Consider the following 18037-nt stretch of genomic DNA (forward strand, 5'->3'; position numbering starts at 1 on the left):
AGCGATTTGGAAATTCGTTTGCTTCTCATTAACGGCCTTTCAGATTTGGCTCAGGGCCAGCCATGGTGCTTAAAATTCCGTTCGCATCTTGACTTATAATGTGGCAAGTGTACTTTTCAGGACATGAAGAGATTCCTGATTATTGTTCCCGATGGCGGCATGTTATTCGAAGCTGCCGGTATTGCCGACATTCTGATGCAGGCCAATCGCCTGCATGCCGATGAAACCCAACAGCCGCGTTACCGGGTGAGCATCGCCACCACACAGCCGCACCAGGTGATCCACGGCCAGTCTGGCCTGAATCTGCTGGCCGATTTCCGTCTGCCGGAGCTGGACCCGCGCGAGCCGTGGGATACCATCATGATCACCGGACGCGGAAACAATGAAGAGGAAGGCACCGCCGTCGTTGACTGGCTGCGTCTTGCCGCTCCCCATGCCGACAGAGTGGCTTCCATCTGCGGCGGTGCGATGCTGCTGGCGGAAACCGGGTTGCTTGACGGTCGGCGCGCCACCACCCACTGGCGGCTGCTCGAAACCATGCAGTCGCGCTATCCGCTGGTCAAAGTCGAAAGCGGCCCACTCTATATTCAGGATGGGCCGATATGGACTTCCGGCGGCGTCAGCTCCGGTTTTGACCTGACGCTGGCGCTGGTCGAAGAGGATTATGGTTTCACCCTCGCCCGCGACGTCGCACAGGATATGGTGATGTATTTGCGTCGTCCCGGCGGCCAGTTACAGTTTAGCCGTTACCATCTGCAACAGACGGAGAATATTGGACCGGTCAGCGAGTTACAAAGCTGGATCCTGGAAAACCTGACCGACGATCTCTCGGTCGAAAAACTTGCCGAACGTGTGGCGATGAGCCCGCGCAATTTCACCCGCGTCTTTACCCGTGAAACCGGCGTCCCGCCGGCGCGTTATGTTGCCGAAGCGCGGCTTGCCGCTGCACGACATCGCCTGGAGCAAACCCGCGAAACGCTGGAGAGCGTGGCCGCTGCCACGGGTTTCGGCACCAGCATCAACTTGCGCCGCATCTTTGAACGTCAACTGCACCTTACCCCCGGCGAGTATCGCCAGCGCTTCCACTGCCGAAAAATGGCGTAAAGTGATCCTTATCCGTCCTTTACGCCAAAACGCTGCCGCTCTAAAGTGACTCCAGACACGAAAAAGAAGGAGTCAATCATGGTTAAGGTCGGCATTAACGGTTTTGGCAGGATCGGGCGCAACGTACTGCGCGCCGCGCTCGGTAACCCAGAGATTCAAATCGTCGCGATCAACGATCTGACGGACAGCAAAACCCTCGCCCATCTGCTGAAACACGATTCACTGCTCGGCACGCTGCCGGTTCCGGTTGAAGCAGGCGAAGGCCAGTTGTTTGTCGATGGCAACGCGGTGCGCGTTTTCAGTGAACGCGATCCGGCGAATATTCCGTGGCGCGATGTCGGTGTGGAAATTGTGATTGAAGCCACCGGATTCTTTACCGATCGCGAAAAAGCTGCGGTACATATCAGCCACGGCGGCGCAAAACGGGTGATTATCTCCGCGCCGGGGAAAAATGATGACCTGACAATCGTGCTCGGCGTGAACGACACGCAGTACGATCCGACGCGTCATTTCGTGGTCAGCAACGGCAGTTGCACCACCAACGGGCTGGCGCCTGCCGCCCAGGTACTGCACCAGAACTTTGGTATTGAACACGGGTTGATGAACACCACCCACGCTTACACCAACAGCCAGGCGCTGCACGACCAGCCGGAAAAAGATCTGCGCGGCGCGCGTGCTGCGGCGCTCTCCATCGTGCCCTACTCCAGCGGCGCGGCGAAAGCGCTCGGTAAAGTGATCCCGGAACTGGACGGACGGCTGACCGGTTATTCGCTACGCGTACCGGTACCGGTGGTGTCGATCGTCGACTTGACGGTGACGCTAAAACGCGATGTGACCGTGGAAGAAGTGAATGACGCTTTCCGCAAAGCCGCCGCCAACGGGCCGCTGAAAGGCATTCTCGGCTACAGCGATGAGCCGCTGGTTTCCAGTGATTATCAGGGCGATCCGCGCTCTTCCATCATCGACGGCCTGTCGACGCTGGTGATTGGCGGCAATCTGGTGAAAATCCTCGCCTGGTACGATAACGAGTGGGGCTTCTCCAACCGGCTGGTGGACCTGACGAAACTGATGGCGCAGCGCGGTTTATAATCCGTCGCACTCAACAAACCACGCTACGGCGTGGTTTTTTATTGCTCGTCGCTGCCGCTCAGCGCGGCAAGCAACTGTGCGCGGCGCTGCTCAAGAGTGGCGATTTGCGCTTCAATGCGACCGAGGCGTTTACGCTGCAATTCACGGGTTTGCGGGCAAAATGCGGCGCCTTCCGTGCTGCGCATGCATTCCGGGAAGGTGGCGATTTCCGCCAGGCTAAACCCGGTAGCAATCAATTGCTGGATCTGACGCACCTGCCCGACCACCTGCGCAGAAAAGTACCGATAGCCATTACAGGCCCGCGTAGAACATAACAGCCCATACCGATCATAGTGACGAATAGAGCGCACGCTGACGCCCGTTTGCCGGGCGAGTTCGCCAATCGATAGCATTTTTTCTCCTCGTTTGCTGCTTGACTCTGACACCAGTGTAAAGGTTGAGGATAGCCACGTAACGTTAACCGGAGGAACATTTTATGCTGTTATCGCGTGGCCATTACCTTGCCTTCATCCTGCTGCTGTTTTGCGCCTCACTGTACGCGCAGGATAAACACTATACCGTCGTCTCGTCAGACGGCGTACCACTGGCTGTGCAGGAAACCGGCGCAGCAGACGGTCAGACCATCATCTTTATTCACGGGCTGTTAGGCAGCCACCTTAACTGGGAGAAACAGTGGCAGGATCCCGCCCTGCAGCGCTTTCGCCTGATCAGTTTCGACCTGCGCGGCCATGGCTTATCCGGCAAACCGGAACAAGCAACAGCTTATACCGAAAGCCGTCGCTGGGCGGATGATGTTGCAGCCGTGATCAAAGGCAGCGGCGCAAACAAGCCGCTTCTGGTGGGCTGGTCGCTGGGTGGCGCTGTCAACAGCCACTATCTGGCGGCCTATGGTGATAAGCAGATTGCTGGCGTGTTATATGTCGATGGCGTGGTAGAACTTACACCAGAGCAAATACCGGCTCACCCGCAGGTTTATCAGGATATGGTGTCAGCGGATCTGAAAACCCATCTGGCGGGTGAGCGGGATTTCTTGCGTCTGTGCTTCCACCAGCAACCCGATACCGCCACGTTTGAGCGTCTGCTGGCTAACGCTGCGCTGGCCTCGTGGACAATGCAACGCGCGGTGCCGCAAATGAAAGTGTCACTTGCGCAGGGGCTGGGCAAAGCAAAAGTACCGGTACTGTTTATTTACGGGGAAAAAGATCAACTGGTGAACCCGCAAGCTTCACTGGCGCGGGCCAGAAGCGTAAACCCACATATACGTACGCTGCTGTACGCCGATTCGGGACACGCTCCCTTTTTAGAAGCGCCGCAGCGTTTCAACCGCGATCTGGCGGCATTTGCCGACTCACTCCAGTAACAAAACGGGGCATAGCGCCCCGTTTTTTATCACTACACCATTACAACGACATATCCACCACGATGCGGCCGGTTATTTTCCCGGCGCGCATCCGATCAAAGATGCTGTTGATGTTCTCCAGCGGTTCAACGGCAATTTCCGCATGCACTTTATTGCGCCCGGCAAAATCCAGCGCCTCTTGCAGATCTTTGCGCGTCCCCACGATGGAGCCGCGCACGGTGATGCCATCCAGCACCATATCGAAGATCGAGAGGTCGAATTTACCCGGCGGCAGCCCGTTCAGCACCATCGTCCCGCCACGGCGCATCATGGTGGTTGCCTGTTCAAACGCTTTTGGTGATACCGCCGTGACCAGCACGCCGTGCGCGCCGCCAAACTCGGCGTGGAAACGTTTGCCGGGATCCTCTTCCCGCCCATTGACCACCACCGAGGCGCCGAGCCGACGGGCAAATTCGAGCTTGCCATCGTCAATGTCCACCGCCGCCACATTCATCCCCATCGCCACGGCATACTGGATCGCCAGATGACCGAGACCGCCGATCCCGGAGACAACCACCCATTCACCGGCACGGGCTTCCGTCATCTTCAGCCCTTTGTAAACCGTTACCCCGGCGCAGAGGATGGGCGCAATCGCATGGAATTCGACGTTATCCGGCAGGATGCCGACATAGTTAGCGTCCGCCAGGCAATATTCGGCAAAAGTGCCGTTTACCGAATAACCGGAGTTCTGTTGCCCGTGGCACAGCGTCTCCCAGCCACTCAGGCAGTGTTCGCAGTGCCCGCAGGCAGAGTAAAGCCACGGCACGCCAACCCGATCGCCCTCTTTCACATGCGTCACGCCCGGCCCCACTGCGACGACGTGACCAACGCCTTCGTGGCCGGGAATAAACGGCGGATTCGGTTTCACCGGCCAGTCGCCTTCTGCGGCATGTAAATCGGTATGGCAAACGCCGGTCGCCTCGATCTTAACCAGAATTTTGCCCGGCACTACCGCAGGCACCATCACCTCTTCAATCACCAGCGGTTGCCCGAATGCTTTAACCACTGCCGCTTTCATCGTTTTCAGTTGCATATCTTTGCCTCGTCCTGATGAGATGGATTAATACAGACCCAGTGGCGTTCCGCTGTAGCTGACCAGCAGGTTTTTAATCTGCTGGTAATGACTCAGCGCCAGCTTGTGCGTTTCACGCCCAACGCCCGAATTTTTGTACCCGCCAAAAGCCGCATGTGCCGGATAGAGGTGGTAACAGTTGGTCCACACGCGCCCGGCTTTGATGCCGCGCCCCATGCGCCATGCGCGGTTGATATCCAGCGTCCACACCCCGGCGCCAAGGCCGAATTCGGTATCGTTAGCGATACACAGCGCTTCAGCTTCATCTTTGAAAGTGGTGATCCCGAGCACCGGCCCGAAAATTTCCTCCTGAAAACAGCGCATGCCGTTATGGCCTTTAATCAACGTCGGTTGAATATAGAAGCCGTTTTGCAGGCTATCCCCGTGCTTGATCAGCTCGCCGCCGGTGATGATTTCGCCCCCTTCTTCGCGGGCAATGTTGATATAGGAAAGGATTTTGTCGTACTGCTCCTGCGAAGCCTGCGCGCCAATCATTGTCTCGGTATCAAAGGGGTCGCCTTTGCGAATGTTTTCCATACGCGCCAGCACTTTTTCCACGAACTGCGGATAGATGGATTCCTGCACCAGCACGCGGGACGGACAGGTACAGACTTCACCCTGGTTAAAGAAGCCCAGCACGACGCCTTCGACAGCTTTATCGATAAATTCAGCGTCGCCATTCAGCACATCTTCAAAGTAAATATTGGGTGATTTACCGCCCAGCTCGACGGTGCTGGGAATAATGTTTTCCGCCGCGCAGGAGAGGATGTGGCGGCCAATCGGCGTCGAGCCGGTAAAAGCAATTTTCTCAATGCGTTTGCTGCGCGCCAGCGGTTCGCCCGCTTCCGTACCAAAACCATGCACCACGTTGAGCACGCCTTTTGGCAGCAGATCGCCAATCAGCTCCATCAGCACGCAGATGCCGAGCGGCGTTTGTTCCGCAGGTTTCAGCACCACGCAGTTACCCGCCGCCAGCGCAGGCGCCAGTTTCCAGGCCGCCATCAAAATCGGGAAGTTCCACGGAATGATCTGCCCGACCACGCCGAGCGGTTCATAGATATGATAAGCCACCGTATTGCTGTCGATTTCGGCGGCTGTGCCTTCCTGCGCCCGGATGCAACCGGCAAAGTAGCGGAAGTGATCAACCGCCAGCGGAATATCCGCCCCCATCGTTTCGCGGATGGGTTTCCCGTTGTCCCATGTTTCTGTTAACGCCAACACTTCCAGATTGGCTTCAATGCGGTCTGCAATCGCCAGCAGCACATTCGAACGTTCCTGCACGCTGGTTTTTCCCCAGGCGTCGGCGGCAGCATGCGCTGCATCCAGAGCCTTCTCTATATCCACCGCGCCCGAACGCGGGAATTCGGCAATCACCTGTCCGGTTACCGGCGAGGTATTGGTAAACCAGCCGCCCTCTACCGGGTCTACAAATTTTCCGTCGATATAGTTGCCATAACGCTGTTTAAAAGAGACTTTCGCGCCATCAAGGCCAGGGTGAGCGTATTTCATCAGATGTTCCTCTTTTATTATCGGTACAGGTGAGGCGTCTCGCGCCAGGGCGGACAGAGGAACATAAGCACTTCTTATGCCAGATTGCTGCTGCCATAAGGGTAATTGGATTTTCTTTTTTAAAAACAAGGAATAACAGGAAGGATGTAAAGATCTACCGTACCAAACGGAAAAAAATGACGAGCAGCGAGTACAGGAATTGTGTCGCACGTCGCTACACACGAGACACTCTTATGCTACACAAATGTAACATTGTAATCGCCGGAGAGTAACATGCCGACACGCGTAGACGCTTTGCCAACCACCCGTTCCGGTCTGCCTTGCCAGTTGCAGGATTCCTGGCAACGTAGCCTTAACTATGGGCTGGCACGGGATGATGACACCCAGCCGTGGGTGGCTAACGCGATGCTGAAAGATGCGCGTGCGGAAAATGGCTGGGTGAAACACCTGGTTGCGCCTCTGCTGGCGCGGCTGCGGCCGGAGCTGAACAAACACCCGTCGATTATGGTGATGTCCGACGCGACCGGGCTGGTGCTGGAAACGCACGGCAACAGCGATTTTCTGCACAAAGCGCAGCGCTATGCGCTGTCGCCCGGCAATCTGTGGGGCGAACATGCGCGCGGCACCAACGCTATCGGCACCGCGCTGGCGCTCCAGCAGCATTGTGAAGTGGCTGGCGGTGAACACTATCTGAGCCGTAACGCCGGGTTATTCTGCTCAGCCGCGCCGGTGTTCCGCCCCGACGGCCTGGTTGCCGGAGTGCTGGATCTTTCTACTCCGGCGATGACACCGCGCCACGATGCAGCCGCATTGATCCGCCGCACGATATGCCAGATAGAACACGCCTGGGCCACCAGCGCGCTGGGTGCTAATCGCTGGTTATTAAGCCTGCATCATGATGAAAAAATCCTCGGCACGGCGCAGGAGCTGCTGCTGATTTTTGACGATCGCACCCTGCTCGGTGCCAATAAGCTGGCGATGGATGCTTTCGCCCTGACCAGCGGCCATTTTGGCGCACTTGAGCTGGATGCGCTGTTTCCCGGCCTTGAGCTACGCGCCGGTGAAACGGTGCTGGAAACCGGTACTCACCAGCGTTTCTATGCCCGCCAGACGCTGCCAGCCCGCCGTTTTAGCGGACGCGGCAGCGCGCAGCAGACCGATCAGCACGGTATCGAAAAAGAGAAAGCGCTGCGCATTGTGAATGCCGGGATTGCGTTGTGCATAACCGGTGAAACCGGCTCTGGTAAAGAGTATCTGGCGCGCGAGTTGTACAGCCGCAGCCAGTGGCATTCGGGCAATTTCGTCGCCATCAACTGTGCCGCATTACCTGAACATCTGATTGAATCAGAGCTGTTCGGCTATGTTCCCGGCGCCTTTACCGGCGCCAGCCCGAAAGGGTATATCGGCAAATGCCGCGAAGCGGATGGCGGCGTGCTGTTTCTTGATGAGATCGGCGATATGCCGCTGGCGCTGCAAACCCGCCTGTTGCGCGTGTTGCAGGAGAAAAAAGTGACACCGCTGGGTGCCAATACCAGTTGGGATGTGAATTTCGCCCTGATCTGTGCAACACATCAGGATCTGGCCGCGCGGGTGCAGGCAGGCACGTTTCGCGAGGATCTGCTGTACCGCATTCAGGAGTTTCATCTGCGCATTCCGCCGCTGCGTGAATGGCAACATAAAGAGGGATTTATCCACAAATTGTGGCGCGAACTGGGTGCCGCCAGCCGTCGGTTGACGTTAAGCGATGAGGTGGTGAACACGCTCGCGCACCGGCCGTGGCCGGGCAATGTGCGTCAGTTGTTAAGCCAGTTGCGGGTATTAATGGCGCTGGCAGAAGATGGCGATCGGATTATGCTCGCCGATCTGCCCGGCGAAATCCACGCCGTGCCAGCGCAGCAACGACCCAGCGACGAACAGTGCGCCATTGCGCAAGCGCAGGGGAATATGAGCCTTGCGGCGAAAAAACTCGGCATTTCGCGCAGCACCCTGTATCGACGGCTGGCAAAATAGTATGGCCGAAACGGCCATACTATTCAGTCATTTACTCTACCGCCGTCGCTTTGATCCACTCGGCAAATTTGCTCACGCGGGTGAACTGCTCTGCCGGGGCAATTAAGCTACGGGAAACCAGGCCCACGACATAGCGGTTGCCGTTGTAATCGGCATACAGCGGGCCGCCGGAATCACCGCCCGCCGTGCCGCTACCTGCGCAGACGTGGAAAGCCGGATCCTGGTTGGTTGCCGGGTAGCCCGCCGGAACGTCGGTGCACATCTTATCCGGCAGAGCGACCAGCGTTTTTTTATTCAGCACATTCGGGCGCACACCATTTGCATTATCGCCAAAACCCACTGCCGTCAGCGGAATATTGGTCAGTGCGGCAGGCGGATCCTGTTCCGGGTCTAAACCGGCCAGCGTGGCGAAATTGCTGCTGTTCGCCGCACGGGACAGCTTAATCAGCGCAAGATCGTTTTTCGCCGTGCCGCCAAGCGTGGTGGTGTCATAGTCAGGATGGATCACCACTTTCTCGATGGAAACCTGGTCTTTCTTCACCAGCGGGGTGTAGCTTTCCATCCCCACCATGATACTCGCCGTGCTGGTATCAAAATGCGAAACACAGTGCGCCGCCGTAACCGCCCAGCGGGAGTTAACCAGCACGCCGCCGCAGACATGGCCCGCCACCGTCGTTCCCTGGCTGATGGTAATAAAATCAGGGAATTCACCGGCTATTGCCGTCGATCCGTTGACAATACGCGCAGCAGCCTCGCTGGCGGCAGCCGTTTGCATGGTCGCCATCGGCACGATAAACGCCGCCGCTAATGCAACGGCAATCAGTTTTGCTTTCACTATTAAATCTCCAGGATGAAAAGCCGCGCCAGCATCCGTAATTCCATCGGCGCGATCAATTGAAATCATTCAGTGTAAAATACCTGTTTATTCCCGAACAAAAATAAACAAAGAAAAACACAGTCCGTGAAATATATAAACCAACGATCCTTCTGTAAATACAGACAGTTTTCTTATTTGCGGGAATATTCTGTAGCCAGAATATTTTTAGTCATGGCGCGTGGTGCGCAGCTTAACAGACTGACACATCAGGCGTGGTTGCCGGCTGGATAAAACTGACGTGTAATCAGCAGGATGAAAAGCAAAAAAAAACCGTACTGACGGGATGAATAACGTCAGTACGGCAAGTTAAAAAATGCAGGTACTAAACTGTGCATATTCTCAAAGAGAAAGAGAAAGACAAAGATAGGCACGGGATGAAATATACTTATCGAGCGCTTAAAAGTAAATAGAGACACTTTTCCTTCTGCCCTGGAATATTCTGCATGGTTATTCTCAGGCGTGGCCCCGATAGTGTTTATAATTGAGTTGATATTTTTCCAGACGTAATCCCAGCGCTCGCCGGGTCATATTCAGATAGCTGGCCGCGCGCGAGACATTGCCCTGAAATTTCGCCAGCGCTTCGGTGATGAGATCGTATTCCACCCGCGCCAGGCGCGCTTCCAGCCCTTCCTGTTCCGTCAGATGGTCGATAATAGGTTGTAGATGAATGGGTAGATGATAACTGTGAATAAACCCCTCATCCGCCAGCAATACCGCCCGTTCCATCACATTCTCCAGCTCGCGCACATTGCCCGGCCACGTATAGCTAAGCAGCATATTCAATGCTGGGGTGGCAATGGTCGGCACTTCCACGCCCTGCTCGCTGGCAAAGCGGGCGTTGAAATGGTCAGCAAGGATCAAAATGTCGCTTCCCCGTTCGCGCAGCGGAGGAATGGTGATGGGAAACACATTTAAGCGATAGTAGAGATCCTCACGAAAGGTGCCCTGCCCGACCATTTCACTCAAATCCCGGTGCGTTGCCGCAAGAATGCGCACATTGACGCTCAGGGTTTCATTGCTGCCTACCCGCTCGAAACTGCGCTCCTGGATCACCCGCAACAATTTGGATTGCGCAGACAGCGATAACTCCCCCACTTCATCAAGAAACAACGTCCCGCCATCCGCTTCTTCGAACCGCCCGGCGCGCCGGGAGATGGCACCGGTAAATGCGCCCTTTTCGTGGCCAAACAGTTCGCTTTCAATCACGCTCTCTGGCAGCGACGCACAGTTAAAGCGGATAAACGGCCCGCCCGCGCAGTGGCTGTTCTGGTGAATGGCGGTAGCAACACGTTCTTTACCGACGCCGCTTTCACCAAGGATCAACACGGTGGTACGCGCATGGCTGACTTTATCAATCAGCCGGTAGACCTGCTGCATGGTGCGGGAGTTGCCAATAATATTGGTCGGTTTGAATTTTTCCCCGCCGTGTAGCGCCGTGTGCGTCTGCACTATTTTCTGCTGCGCGCGCTCCAGCAGATGCAACTCCACGGCCTGCGCAATAATGGCGGCAATCACTCGTAACACTTCAAGATCGAGAAAACGGAGCTGCTCGTTATGATAAACCCGCTCGATGCCAATGGTGCCCATCACTTTCAGCCCGCGAATAATCGGCACGCAAATAAAGGAGTGTTGTCCGTCGCGCTGGCGATCCCAACTGCCGGTGCGGTTTAAAAACAACGGATCGTCAGCAATGTGCGGCACGATAATCGGCTGACGTGTTTCAATCACTTTGCCGGTGATCCCCTCACCCGGCGCATAAACGCCCTTTTCAACCTCTTCCGGCGACAAACCATAGCTCTCATGAATAAAAATTTGATCGCAACTGGCGTCATACAGGGTGATCATCGCCCGTTGAACCTGCAAATGTTTTTGCATCAACTCCAGCACCAGCTTCAGCGTGCTGGCTAAACTGCCGCCTGCGCTGACCACTTTGCTCACTTCCGAGAGCAGCGGCATCAGTTCAGAGCGGCACTCGCCCAATCGGCAACTGAATGACAGCGCGCCTGTCAGCACCGGCGACAGGGTGTTCGCCGCAACGGCGGTTTTTTCATAGCGCATGATGCATCTCCCGGTGACTCCTCCTGAACAGGCAAACAGTGCAAAATCAACGCCAGCACGAGATGGCAAAGTTCATGTGTAATCTATTGATTATTCAAGTCAAAAAAATACGCATTTCACCACGCCCCCCAAAAAGTGTTCCCCGGCGAACACTTTTGTCGTGTTACCGACATCAGGACGCCGTTTTTGTCACCACTACCCGCAAGTTGCCATCGTCCAGCGGCGTGCTGTGATAAATAAGGTGATAATCCGCAAGGCGGGCAAACCATTTCGGCACATGGTCACACAGCAGTTCCAGCCGGGTGAACTCCTCGCGACCGAGCAGCGGTATCAGCAACAGCTTCGCGGTGTGCGTGTCATCGGCCCCGGCCTGTCGTGCTGCGATCAGATCGACATAAAATTCGCCGGGTTCAGCGCCTGGATGGACAAACGCCTGCGGCGGCGGCATCTCCGGTTCCGGCGCGACAGGCTGCTGCTGCGCAATGGTATCCAGCGCCCGTTCCGGCGCACCCGTACACTGCCATAAGGTCAATCCCAGACCATCGAACCAGGCGCGCGGCGCGCCGTGTACGTCGCGGGTGACAAAATGGTGGCAGGCCGGAAGCTGCGCCAGCATCGCCAGCGTCCGTTCGCGAAACACATCAAGCGAAGTACAGGACGACAAATCGAAAGCAACTTGTTGCACAATCTGCCAGCGCCCGTTATCGAGGGAAAACAGCGTCACCGTACCGGGCGCGGTGAGCGGCGCCACCTGGCCTTGCGGGCCGAGAAAAACCGCAATATTCATCTTTCCTCCGGGCTAGTGGCCGTGTTGTTTCCCCTTCATCGAGGTAATGTCAATGCGGATAACCTGGGTAGCTTTCAGGTTGGCGGCAGGAAAGTGGAACGTTTTATCGCTGAAACGCGCCATCAGCCGATGCAGCATGGTGACCTTTTCCGTCTCGTCATCGACAAAATGGGTTTTGCCGACGCCAATCACCGTGCGGTGACGCGCCTCAAAGTTGCAGGCCAGGTCGTCTTCGATGATCCCGCCGTACTCGGAAACCGCAAAGCAGATGTTGGGGTTTTGCCGCATGATGTCGATTTTGCTGCCAGCACGTGCCGAGTGAAACCACAATGCTGTGCCATCCCAGACATAAAACACCGGCAGCAGAAACGGTATATCCGCGCTGGCCAGCGCGATATACATTACCCTTCCGGCCTGCAAAATCGCATCCAGCGCCTGCGGATCGGTGAGCTCCCGCTCATCGCGACGCATCTCGCCGTGCGGGTGCATCAGTGTCTCCTGATTCATGGTTTCTCCTCGTGCAGACGCCGTTGCTCGCTGGCAATCAGCGCATCCAGCGACTGACAAACGCTGAGAATGCGCACTTTGTCGTGCTCATCTGGTGTACCGTGGTGATAGTCATCCACCGAACAGATACCGAAAATGCTGTCCAGCGACAAAATGCCATCGCGCAGTGAGTCGCTAAACGCGCTCTTTTGCGCGGCGCTCGCCAGCAGACTGCGGTAGTTATGGTTAAAGGGCATATCGCCGTGCAAGGAGCAGAGCGCAATCAGATAGCACTCCACGGCGATGGCCGCGACGTTAAATACCAGGCTCGCGGAACGGTTTTGCGCCGCCAGCAGACTGGCGCGGCGATGGTAACCTTTCGCATAGTCGTAACAGCGGATAAAACGCTGTTCATCGGTCTCAAACAGGAGTTGTGCCATGGTTTTCTCCAGCCGGGGCGAACCCCGGCGTTCAGGTCAGGCATTACCAGACATTGAGGATCCACTCTTTATTTTTCTTGTATTCCATATCGGTAAACAGCGTGTTCGCCATCTGCTCCGCCAGCCAGATAGCCCCGGCGTAGCCGACCACCGGATGGCGATAGTGTCCGGCACGGTCGTAGGTAGGAAAGCCCACGCGCACCATCGGGATCTGGTTATCAATGGCGGTAAAACGCCCTTTCGAGTGACCGAGGATCAGATCCAGCTCCAGCTCACCGTCTGTAATGCGTTTTTCCATCTCCCACAGATCGGCGTTGGTGACAATCTCCATCTTGTACTCCACCTGTTGCTGCAAGGCCTGAATGCGCGGGTCATCGGCATAAGTGGCGTTGTCATCGCCCAGTAACAGCAGCACCGGTTTCATCTCCAGGTCGAGGCAGAATTCCGCTAGCCCCACCACCAGATCCGGGTTGCCATAGATCGCCACCTTTTTATCGGCGAGGAACATATGCACCAGGTCGGTCAGTGCATCGAGAGCAATACCGCGCTCACGCACCAGCGATTCCGGGATCGGTTTGCCGGTGAGGGTTTTCAGGTTGTGCAGGAAAGTGTCGGTATTGCGAATGCCAATCGGCGTCGGGCCAATCAGCGCCGGGACGTCAAACTTCTCTTCCAGATAACGCGCCGCTTTTGCCCCTTCGTAGCGGTTAAGTGCAATCGTGGCGCTGGCGTTCGCCGTACCGGTAAGATCGGCAATGGTGGTGTTGCCGTGCGAAACCGTATTGCCGGACGGCATCAGCGGCGAGTCAAAGGCTTCGATTTCAAACAGCACCGTGGCATCAATCGACATCTCATCCAGCAGGTGTTTTAACGCCGTTACGTCGCCAGGGTTAACCCAGCCGGTAATCAGGTTGATCTTGCCGTTCGGCTCGCTTTTACGGGCGAAATACTTAACGATATCGCGCACCGCCACGTCGTAACCACTGATCATACTGCCGACAAAACTCGGCGTATGAATCGGAATCAGATGCACTTCGCGCCCGGCGTATTTCTCTTGCAGCAGGCCATTGTTGAGCTTTCGCACCACGCCATCGACATCATCACCAATGACCTCGGTCGAACAGGTGGTGATAATCGGGATCACTTTGACATGCGGGTAACGCATCAGCAGCACATCCACCGCCTGCTCCACGCGATCCAGTGCGCCAAATACCGCGCCATCTTCATGCACCGAGGAAGAGGCAATTTCGAAGCTCTCTTTCAGATGCTGGGAGATCAGCAGACGCACGAACATCACGCATCCCTGCCCGCCATGCACAATACCGATACAATCTTTAATACCAATGCTGACATACTGCGCCCCGGCGGGCTGGCAGGTAAAAATCGGGTTGATAACCCCGGTGCGATTTTTCGCTTTTAATTCACAAGACATGCTCGCCCCCTTTAGTAGCGCTGGTCGGTCAGTTCGGCATTCAGCGAACCGGTAATGGTCAGGTAATCCAGCCGCTGGTGCAGCGCCTCAATCAATGCGCCAATCTCCGCTGTCTTCATGCTTTGCAGCCAGCTAAAGCGGGTACGGTACGCATCAGCCAGCACCACGGCGTCGGCCCAGTAACAACGGTCAGCAGGATTTGCCAGCTCGACCTCCTCGCCACACAACAACTGACGAGTTTTCCCCAGCACGCCTTCGTTCTGCTTCTCACGGTCCCAGGTGCGGGAGTGAAACTGCCACAGACAGTGCTTCATGATGTAATCCACCATCAGTTCTACTTGTTCATCCTGCGTCATACGGCCTCCTGACGGCGGGCAGCATCGGCGGAAAAATCCGGGTATTCGCGCTGGCGCAACTTGCTGACGCTGTCGAAGCCGCCACTGTATTCGCGCAGTTCGCTGTTGTTGCGTACGGCTTCATCAAGACCGGCATCCGACAACATACGAGCTGTCGCGAAGCCCTGGCCGACCGGAATCGCCTGCTGGCTGATATCGAGCTGCGCCAGTTGATGGATCGGGGAATAGATCGCGTTGTAAATATCGCGGGCGAAACGTACCCAGCCTTCAAACCCTTTGTACGGCCCGTTGTGGTATGCATGGGCGTTGAGGTACGGCACGCGGATTTTCTTCGCCACTTCGCCAGGGCGTTTCCCGGTGAAAATGACATCCGGCTTCAGTTTGTACATCGCCTCCAGCGACTCCAGTTCGTTCGGGTCGTCAATAGCCAGCGCACCAGGTTCGCAACGGGCGATGCCTTTTTCCATGTCGCCCTGATGGCCGAACTTGGTATAGACCGACACCACTTCCACGCCCATCTCCGCGTGGATCACATGCGCCCAGTGCCACAGTTTGGAGCCGCCAGGCCACAGGCACACTTTTTTGCCTTTCAGGCGTTCTTTGTACCAGTCCAGTTCCGGTTTCCAGCGGGCAATCTCTTCATCAATAATCGCCTGCGCCCGATCTTCAATGCCGAAAAACAAGCCGATTTTGCGCAGCGATTCGGCGAGCGGGCCGAAGCCAAAACCGTCGATGTCGAGACGCGGTATGCCGTAACGCACCCGCAGTTCGTTGCAGATATATTCCGCTGAACGTGCGCACTCCAGCACATTCAGATGGGCTTTATGCATCGCCCGCAGGTCGTCATAGGAGCCGTTGCCGGTAAAAGTCGACAGCACCTGAATCCCCATGCGTTTGAAATAATCGACCATCACTTCCTGGTCGCCCTGGATGTTATATTCACCAACATAGTTGATGACATAATCGCTGGTGATTGTCGGTTCAACCGTGCCGACTTTTTGGTTTATCCATGCGATATTAATTTTATGGTGACCGCCCGACTGACTTGGGCCAGCAAATCCTGGAGAGTTACAGACGAAAATATCCACATCCGGGCGTTCATCCATGACTTCCTGCGCAATGGCGGCAATATCATCACCGATTAATGCCGAGGCGCAGGTTTGATAAATGGTCATCCGTTTAATATCTGGATGCGCATCAAAGGCTTCGATGATATTGTTCTTGAGAACTTTCTCAGCACCAAAAACAATATGCTTCTCTTTCATATCGGTGGCGAACGTATATTTAAGCTGGAAGTTATCGTTATCGCTGATATAACGTTTTGTCTGCCAGGTGTCGTATGTACAACCGACCGGGCCGTGACTGATATGAATCACGTCTTTCATTGGCGTGCCGATAACATGCTTCGCACCACAATAGGCACAACCGCGTTCGGAAATCGTCCCCGGAATGGTATTTAAATACCCCAGCGGCAGCGCGGAGGTGATATCTTCATCCGCGCCTTTAACGACGGCATGCTGTTTACGCTCGGGAATACATTTACTGCAATCAAACTCATGATACGGCATAATTAATCCCCCTTCCGGGAATGACTTGCTATAAAATAACCGGACGAATTAATCGCTCAGACCATATTTAACAACCATTTTTTCCAGTTGATCCATGGTCAGCGGATGCGGGATCACCAGGTCGGTATTTTCAATGATCTTGCGTCCCAACTCGCGGTATTCCTGCGCCTGGTTCGCTTCCGGGTCAAATTCGGTGACGGTTTTCTTGTTGAATTCCGCTTTCTGTACGATGTTGTCACGCGGCACAAAGTGAATCATTTTGGTGCCGATCGCCGCGGTAAACTCTTCCAGAAACTCTTTTTCGCCGTCTACATTGCGGCTGTTGCAGATAATACCGCCGAGGCGGACACCGCTCTGCTTGGCATATTTAACCAAACCTTTACAGATATTATTTGCCGCATAAATCGCCATCATTTCACCGGACGCAACGATATAAACCTCCTGTGCTTTACCGTCGCGGATGGGCATGGCAAAACCACCGCACACTACGTCACCGAGCACGTCAAAAAAGATAAAATCAAGATCTTCGGCGTAGGCTTTATTATCTTCCATCAGATCGATGGCGGTAATAACACCACGACCTGCGCACCCCACGCCTGGCTCCGGACCACCGGATTCAACGCAGCGGATATTAAAGACGCCGGTTTTCACTACCATTTCATTGGTAATTTTTTCAGCACCCTGATCGCGCAAAACATCCATTAAGGTCTCTTGCGGTTTCCCGCCAAGAATAAGACGTGTGGAGTCGGCTTTTGGATCGCAGCCATGAATAAACACTTTTTTACCGTGGAACCAGGCCAACGCCGCCGCCGTATTTTGCGTGGTCGTTGACTTGCCGATTCCCCCTTTGCCATAAATAGCCAGCTTGCGTGTCATGATATTTCCTCCAGATGAACAACATTGCGAAAGTGTGTTGCAAAAGTCAGGAGGAAATTGCAAAGCCGGGGCCAGATTAGATAACGGTCAAAAAAAACAGGGCTGTTGCTTGATATTATTAAGATTATTTTTTTATCGCCCGGATGACGGGCGAAATATTGGAGGGAAAAGTGTTCCGCGGCGAACTTTCCCGCGAACAGAACGTTCGCGGAAGTTAAATTTCACTACCCCGCGAGCGGCGTTAACCAGCGGCTAATCACCTGCGAAAGCGCGTGAGCCAGCGCTGGGCTGTATTGCGCGGCCTGCTCGCGAAGCTGGCGCGGATCGATACCAGCATGACTCAGCTCACTGGCGTGGCCCACCAGCCAGCCTTCAAGCCCAATGGCGCTCACCTCTGGATGAAACTGCAATGCCAGCGCATGCGGCGCATAGAGAAAGGCCTGGTTATCGCAGACCGCGCTGCGTGCCAGATGGCTCGCCCCTTGCGGGATGGCAAACCGGTCGCCGTGCCAGTGCAGCACCGGCAGATCCGCCAGCGGCGCCAGCAGATCGCTGTGTTCTCCGGCAGAGAGAGTCAGTGGCGCATAGCCAATTTCCGTCACGCCCATTGGCGCAACCTCCGCCTCCAGCGCCCGCGCGATGAGCTGCGCGCCAAGACAAATACCGAGTACCGGTTTGCCGTGCGCCAGCCGCTGACGAATATGGCGCAGCTCTTCGCTGAGGAAGGGATAAATCGCTTGCTGATACGCGCCGATCGGCCCGCCCAGCACCACCAGCAGATCGGCGGCCTGCGGATCAAGATGGGCAAATGACTCAACCGGTGTGTCGATATAGCGACATTCGTAACCGAGAGAATGCAGCGTATCGGCCAGCGTGCCTAAATCTTCAAAGGGAACATGACGGAAAGCGACAGCCGTTTTCATTACCACTCCTTACAGGTTAAAGGCGGGAAGAAAACCATCGTCAGCCGGAAG

17 protein-coding genes are annotated in these 18037 nt (G+C 55.6%); 4 read left to right on the forward strand and 13 right to left on the reverse strand.

From position 1 onward, the window contains the following. Positions 1 to 123: 123 nt before the first annotated feature. Both C0557_RS13920 and gap read left to right on the forward strand, forming a co-directional pair. Positions 124 to 1104 (forward strand): GlxA family transcriptional regulator, encoded by a 981-nt coding sequence (locus tag C0557_RS13920; protein ID WP_208658893.1) that lies wholly within the window; start codon positions 124 to 126, stop codon positions 1102 to 1104. A gap of 78 nt (positions 1105 to 1182) precedes the next feature. Next, positions 1183 to 2193: a type I glyceraldehyde-3-phosphate dehydrogenase gene (gap, locus tag C0557_RS13925; RefSeq protein WP_043953322.1), complete on the forward strand. Its 1011-nt coding sequence runs from the start codon at positions 1183 to 1185 to the stop codon at positions 2191 to 2193. A gap of 38 nt (positions 2194 to 2231) precedes the next feature. Here the strand turns inward: gap and C0557_RS13930 are convergent, their stop codons facing one another. Then, on the reverse strand, positions 2232 to 2585 hold the full coding sequence (locus C0557_RS13930) for a MerR family transcriptional regulator (protein WP_007371738.1): 354 nt from the start codon (positions 2583 to 2585) through the stop codon (positions 2232 to 2234). 83 nt (positions 2586 to 2668) lie between these two features. On the opposite strand from C0557_RS13930, the gene C0557_RS13935 reads away from it, so the two are divergent. Continuing rightward, on the forward strand, positions 2669 to 3553 hold the full coding sequence (locus tag C0557_RS13935; protein WP_208658896.1) for an alpha/beta fold hydrolase: 885 nt from the start codon (positions 2669 to 2671) through the stop codon (positions 3551 to 3553). A gap of 40 nt (positions 3554 to 3593) precedes the next feature. Here C0557_RS13935 and adhP read toward each other — a convergent pair whose 3' ends face one another. Both adhP and C0557_RS13945 read right to left on the reverse strand, forming a co-directional pair. After that, a complete protein-coding gene (adhP, locus tag C0557_RS13940; RefSeq protein ID WP_208658898.1) occupies positions 3594 to 4625 on the reverse strand; it encodes an alcohol dehydrogenase AdhP in 1032 nt (343 codons plus the stop codon). 27 nt (positions 4626 to 4652) lie between these two features. Beyond that, the gene (locus C0557_RS13945; protein WP_208658900.1) at positions 4653 to 6173 is read right to left on the reverse strand and encodes an aldehyde dehydrogenase family protein; all 1521 of its coding nucleotides are present in this window, start codon (positions 6171 to 6173) and stop codon (positions 4653 to 4655) included. A gap of 273 nt (positions 6174 to 6446) precedes the next feature. Between C0557_RS13945 and C0557_RS13950 the strand changes: the two genes are divergently transcribed. Then, on the forward strand, positions 6447 to 8183 hold the full coding sequence (locus tag C0557_RS13950) for a sigma-54-dependent Fis family transcriptional regulator (protein WP_208658902.1): 1737 nt from the start codon (positions 6447 to 6449) through the stop codon (positions 8181 to 8183). Positions 8184 to 8214: 31 nt separating this feature from the next. Here C0557_RS13950 and C0557_RS13955 read toward each other — a convergent pair whose 3' ends face one another. The 10 genes from C0557_RS13955 to C0557_RS14000 form a co-directional block, all read right to left on the reverse strand. Then, complete coding sequence (locus C0557_RS13955) at positions 8215 to 9018, reverse strand: trypsin-like serine protease (protein WP_208658904.1); 804 nt, start codon at positions 9016 to 9018, stop codon at positions 8215 to 8217. Between the two features lie 495 nt (positions 9019 to 9513). After that, the gene (locus C0557_RS27670) at positions 9514 to 11118 is read right to left on the reverse strand and encodes a sigma-54-dependent Fis family transcriptional regulator (RefSeq protein WP_208658907.1); all 1605 of its coding nucleotides are present in this window, start codon (positions 11116 to 11118) and stop codon (positions 9514 to 9516) included. Between the two features lie 172 nt (positions 11119 to 11290). After that, positions 11291 to 11905 (reverse strand): Fe-only nitrogenase accessory AnfO family protein, encoded by a 615-nt coding sequence (locus tag C0557_RS13965; protein WP_208658909.1) that lies wholly within the window; start codon positions 11903 to 11905, stop codon positions 11291 to 11293. Between the two features lie 12 nt (positions 11906 to 11917). Continuing rightward, the gene (locus tag C0557_RS13970) at positions 11918 to 12412 is read right to left on the reverse strand and encodes a pyridoxamine 5'-phosphate oxidase family protein (protein ID WP_208658911.1); all 495 of its coding nucleotides are present in this window, start codon (positions 12410 to 12412) and stop codon (positions 11918 to 11920) included. Continuing rightward, positions 12409 to 12831, reverse strand: coding sequence for a hypothetical protein (locus C0557_RS13975; RefSeq protein WP_208658913.1), 423 nt, complete (start codon positions 12829 to 12831; stop codon positions 12409 to 12411). The genes C0557_RS13970 and C0557_RS13975 overlap by 4 nt, the downstream gene beginning before the upstream one ends. A 43-nt stretch (positions 12832 to 12874) precedes the next feature. After that, positions 12875 to 14263, reverse strand: coding sequence for a Fe-only nitrogenase subunit beta (gene anfK, locus C0557_RS13980; protein WP_208658915.1), 1389 nt, complete (start codon positions 14261 to 14263; stop codon positions 12875 to 12877). An 11-nt stretch (positions 14264 to 14274) separates the two neighbouring features. Beyond that, a complete protein-coding gene (gene anfG, locus C0557_RS13985) occupies positions 14275 to 14619 on the reverse strand; it encodes a Fe-only nitrogenase subunit delta (RefSeq protein WP_208658917.1) in 345 nt (114 codons plus the stop codon). Continuing rightward, positions 14616 to 16187, reverse strand: coding sequence for a nitrogenase iron-iron protein, alpha chain (gene anfD / locus C0557_RS13990; RefSeq protein ID WP_208658919.1), 1572 nt, complete (start codon positions 16185 to 16187; stop codon positions 14616 to 14618). Before anfD ends, anfG begins: the two co-directional genes overlap by 4 nt. A 48-nt stretch (positions 16188 to 16235) precedes the next feature. Further along, on the reverse strand, positions 16236 to 17063 hold the full coding sequence (nifH, locus tag C0557_RS13995) for a nitrogenase iron protein (RefSeq protein ID WP_208658922.1): 828 nt from the start codon (positions 17061 to 17063) through the stop codon (positions 16236 to 16238). 224 nt (positions 17064 to 17287) lie between these two features. Further along, positions 17288 to 17986, reverse strand: coding sequence for a glutamine amidotransferase (locus tag C0557_RS14000; RefSeq protein ID WP_208658923.1), 699 nt, complete (start codon positions 17984 to 17986; stop codon positions 17288 to 17290). Positions 17987 to 18037 lie beyond the last annotated feature (51 nt).

The organism is Kosakonia sp. MUSA4 (assembly GCF_013085925.1).
In the GTDB taxonomy this organism is placed as follows: Bacteria; Pseudomonadota; Gammaproteobacteria; order Enterobacterales; family Enterobacteriaceae; genus Kosakonia; species Kosakonia sacchari_B.

What these genes read in the sequence shown, in the direction of transcription:
- anfG (WP_208658917.1), bottom strand. Translation starts at nt 14,619, where the DNA reads ATGACGCAGGATGAACAAGTAGAACTGATGGTGGATTACATCATGAAG.
- C0557_RS13935 (WP_208658896.1), top strand. Translation starts at nt 2,669, where the DNA reads ATGCTGTTATCGCGTGGCCATTACCTTGCCTTCATCCTGCTGCTGTTT.
- C0557_RS13975 (WP_208658913.1), bottom strand. Translation starts at nt 12,831, where the DNA reads ATGGCACAACTCCTGTTTGAGACCGATGAACAGCGTTTTATCCGCTGT.
- gap (WP_043953322.1), top strand. Translation starts at nt 1,183, where the DNA reads ATGGTTAAGGTCGGCATTAACGGTTTTGGCAGGATCGGGCGCAACGTA.
- C0557_RS13950 (WP_208658902.1), top strand. Translation starts at nt 6,447, where the DNA reads ATGCCGACACGCGTAGACGCTTTGCCAACCACCCGTTCCGGTCTGCCT.
- C0557_RS13965 (WP_208658909.1), bottom strand. Translation starts at nt 11,905, where the DNA reads ATGAATATTGCGGTTTTTCTCGGCCCGCAAGGCCAGGTGGCGCCGCTC.
- nifH (WP_208658922.1), bottom strand. Translation starts at nt 17,063, where the DNA reads ATGACACGCAAGCTGGCTATTTATGGCAAAGGGGGAATCGGCAAGTCA.
- anfK (WP_208658915.1), bottom strand. Translation starts at nt 14,263, where the DNA reads ATGTCTTGTGAATTAAAAGCGAAAAATCGCACCGGGGTTATCAACCCG.
- C0557_RS14000 (WP_208658923.1), bottom strand. Translation starts at nt 17,986, where the DNA reads ATGAAAACGGCTGTCGCTTTCCGTCATGTTCCCTTTGAAGATTTAGGC.
- anfD (WP_208658919.1), bottom strand. Translation starts at nt 16,187, where the DNA reads ATGCCGTATCATGAGTTTGATTGCAGTAAATGTATTCCCGAGCGTAAA.
- C0557_RS13920 (WP_208658893.1), top strand. Translation starts at nt 124, where the DNA reads ATGAAGAGATTCCTGATTATTGTTCCCGATGGCGGCATGTTATTCGAA.
- adhP (WP_208658898.1), bottom strand. Translation starts at nt 4,625, where the DNA reads ATGCAACTGAAAACGATGAAAGCGGCAGTGGTTAAAGCATTCGGGCAA.
- C0557_RS13930 (WP_007371738.1), bottom strand. Translation starts at nt 2,585, where the DNA reads ATGCTATCGATTGGCGAACTCGCCCGGCAAACGGGCGTCAGCGTGCGC.
- C0557_RS13970 (WP_208658911.1), bottom strand. Translation starts at nt 12,412, where the DNA reads ATGAATCAGGAGACACTGATGCACCCGCACGGCGAGATGCGTCGCGAT.
- C0557_RS13945 (WP_208658900.1), bottom strand. Translation starts at nt 6,173, where the DNA reads ATGAAATACGCTCACCCTGGCCTTGATGGCGCGAAAGTCTCTTTTAAA.
- C0557_RS27670 (WP_208658907.1), bottom strand. Translation starts at nt 11,118, where the DNA reads ATGCGCTATGAAAAAACCGCCGTTGCGGCGAACACCCTGTCGCCGGTG.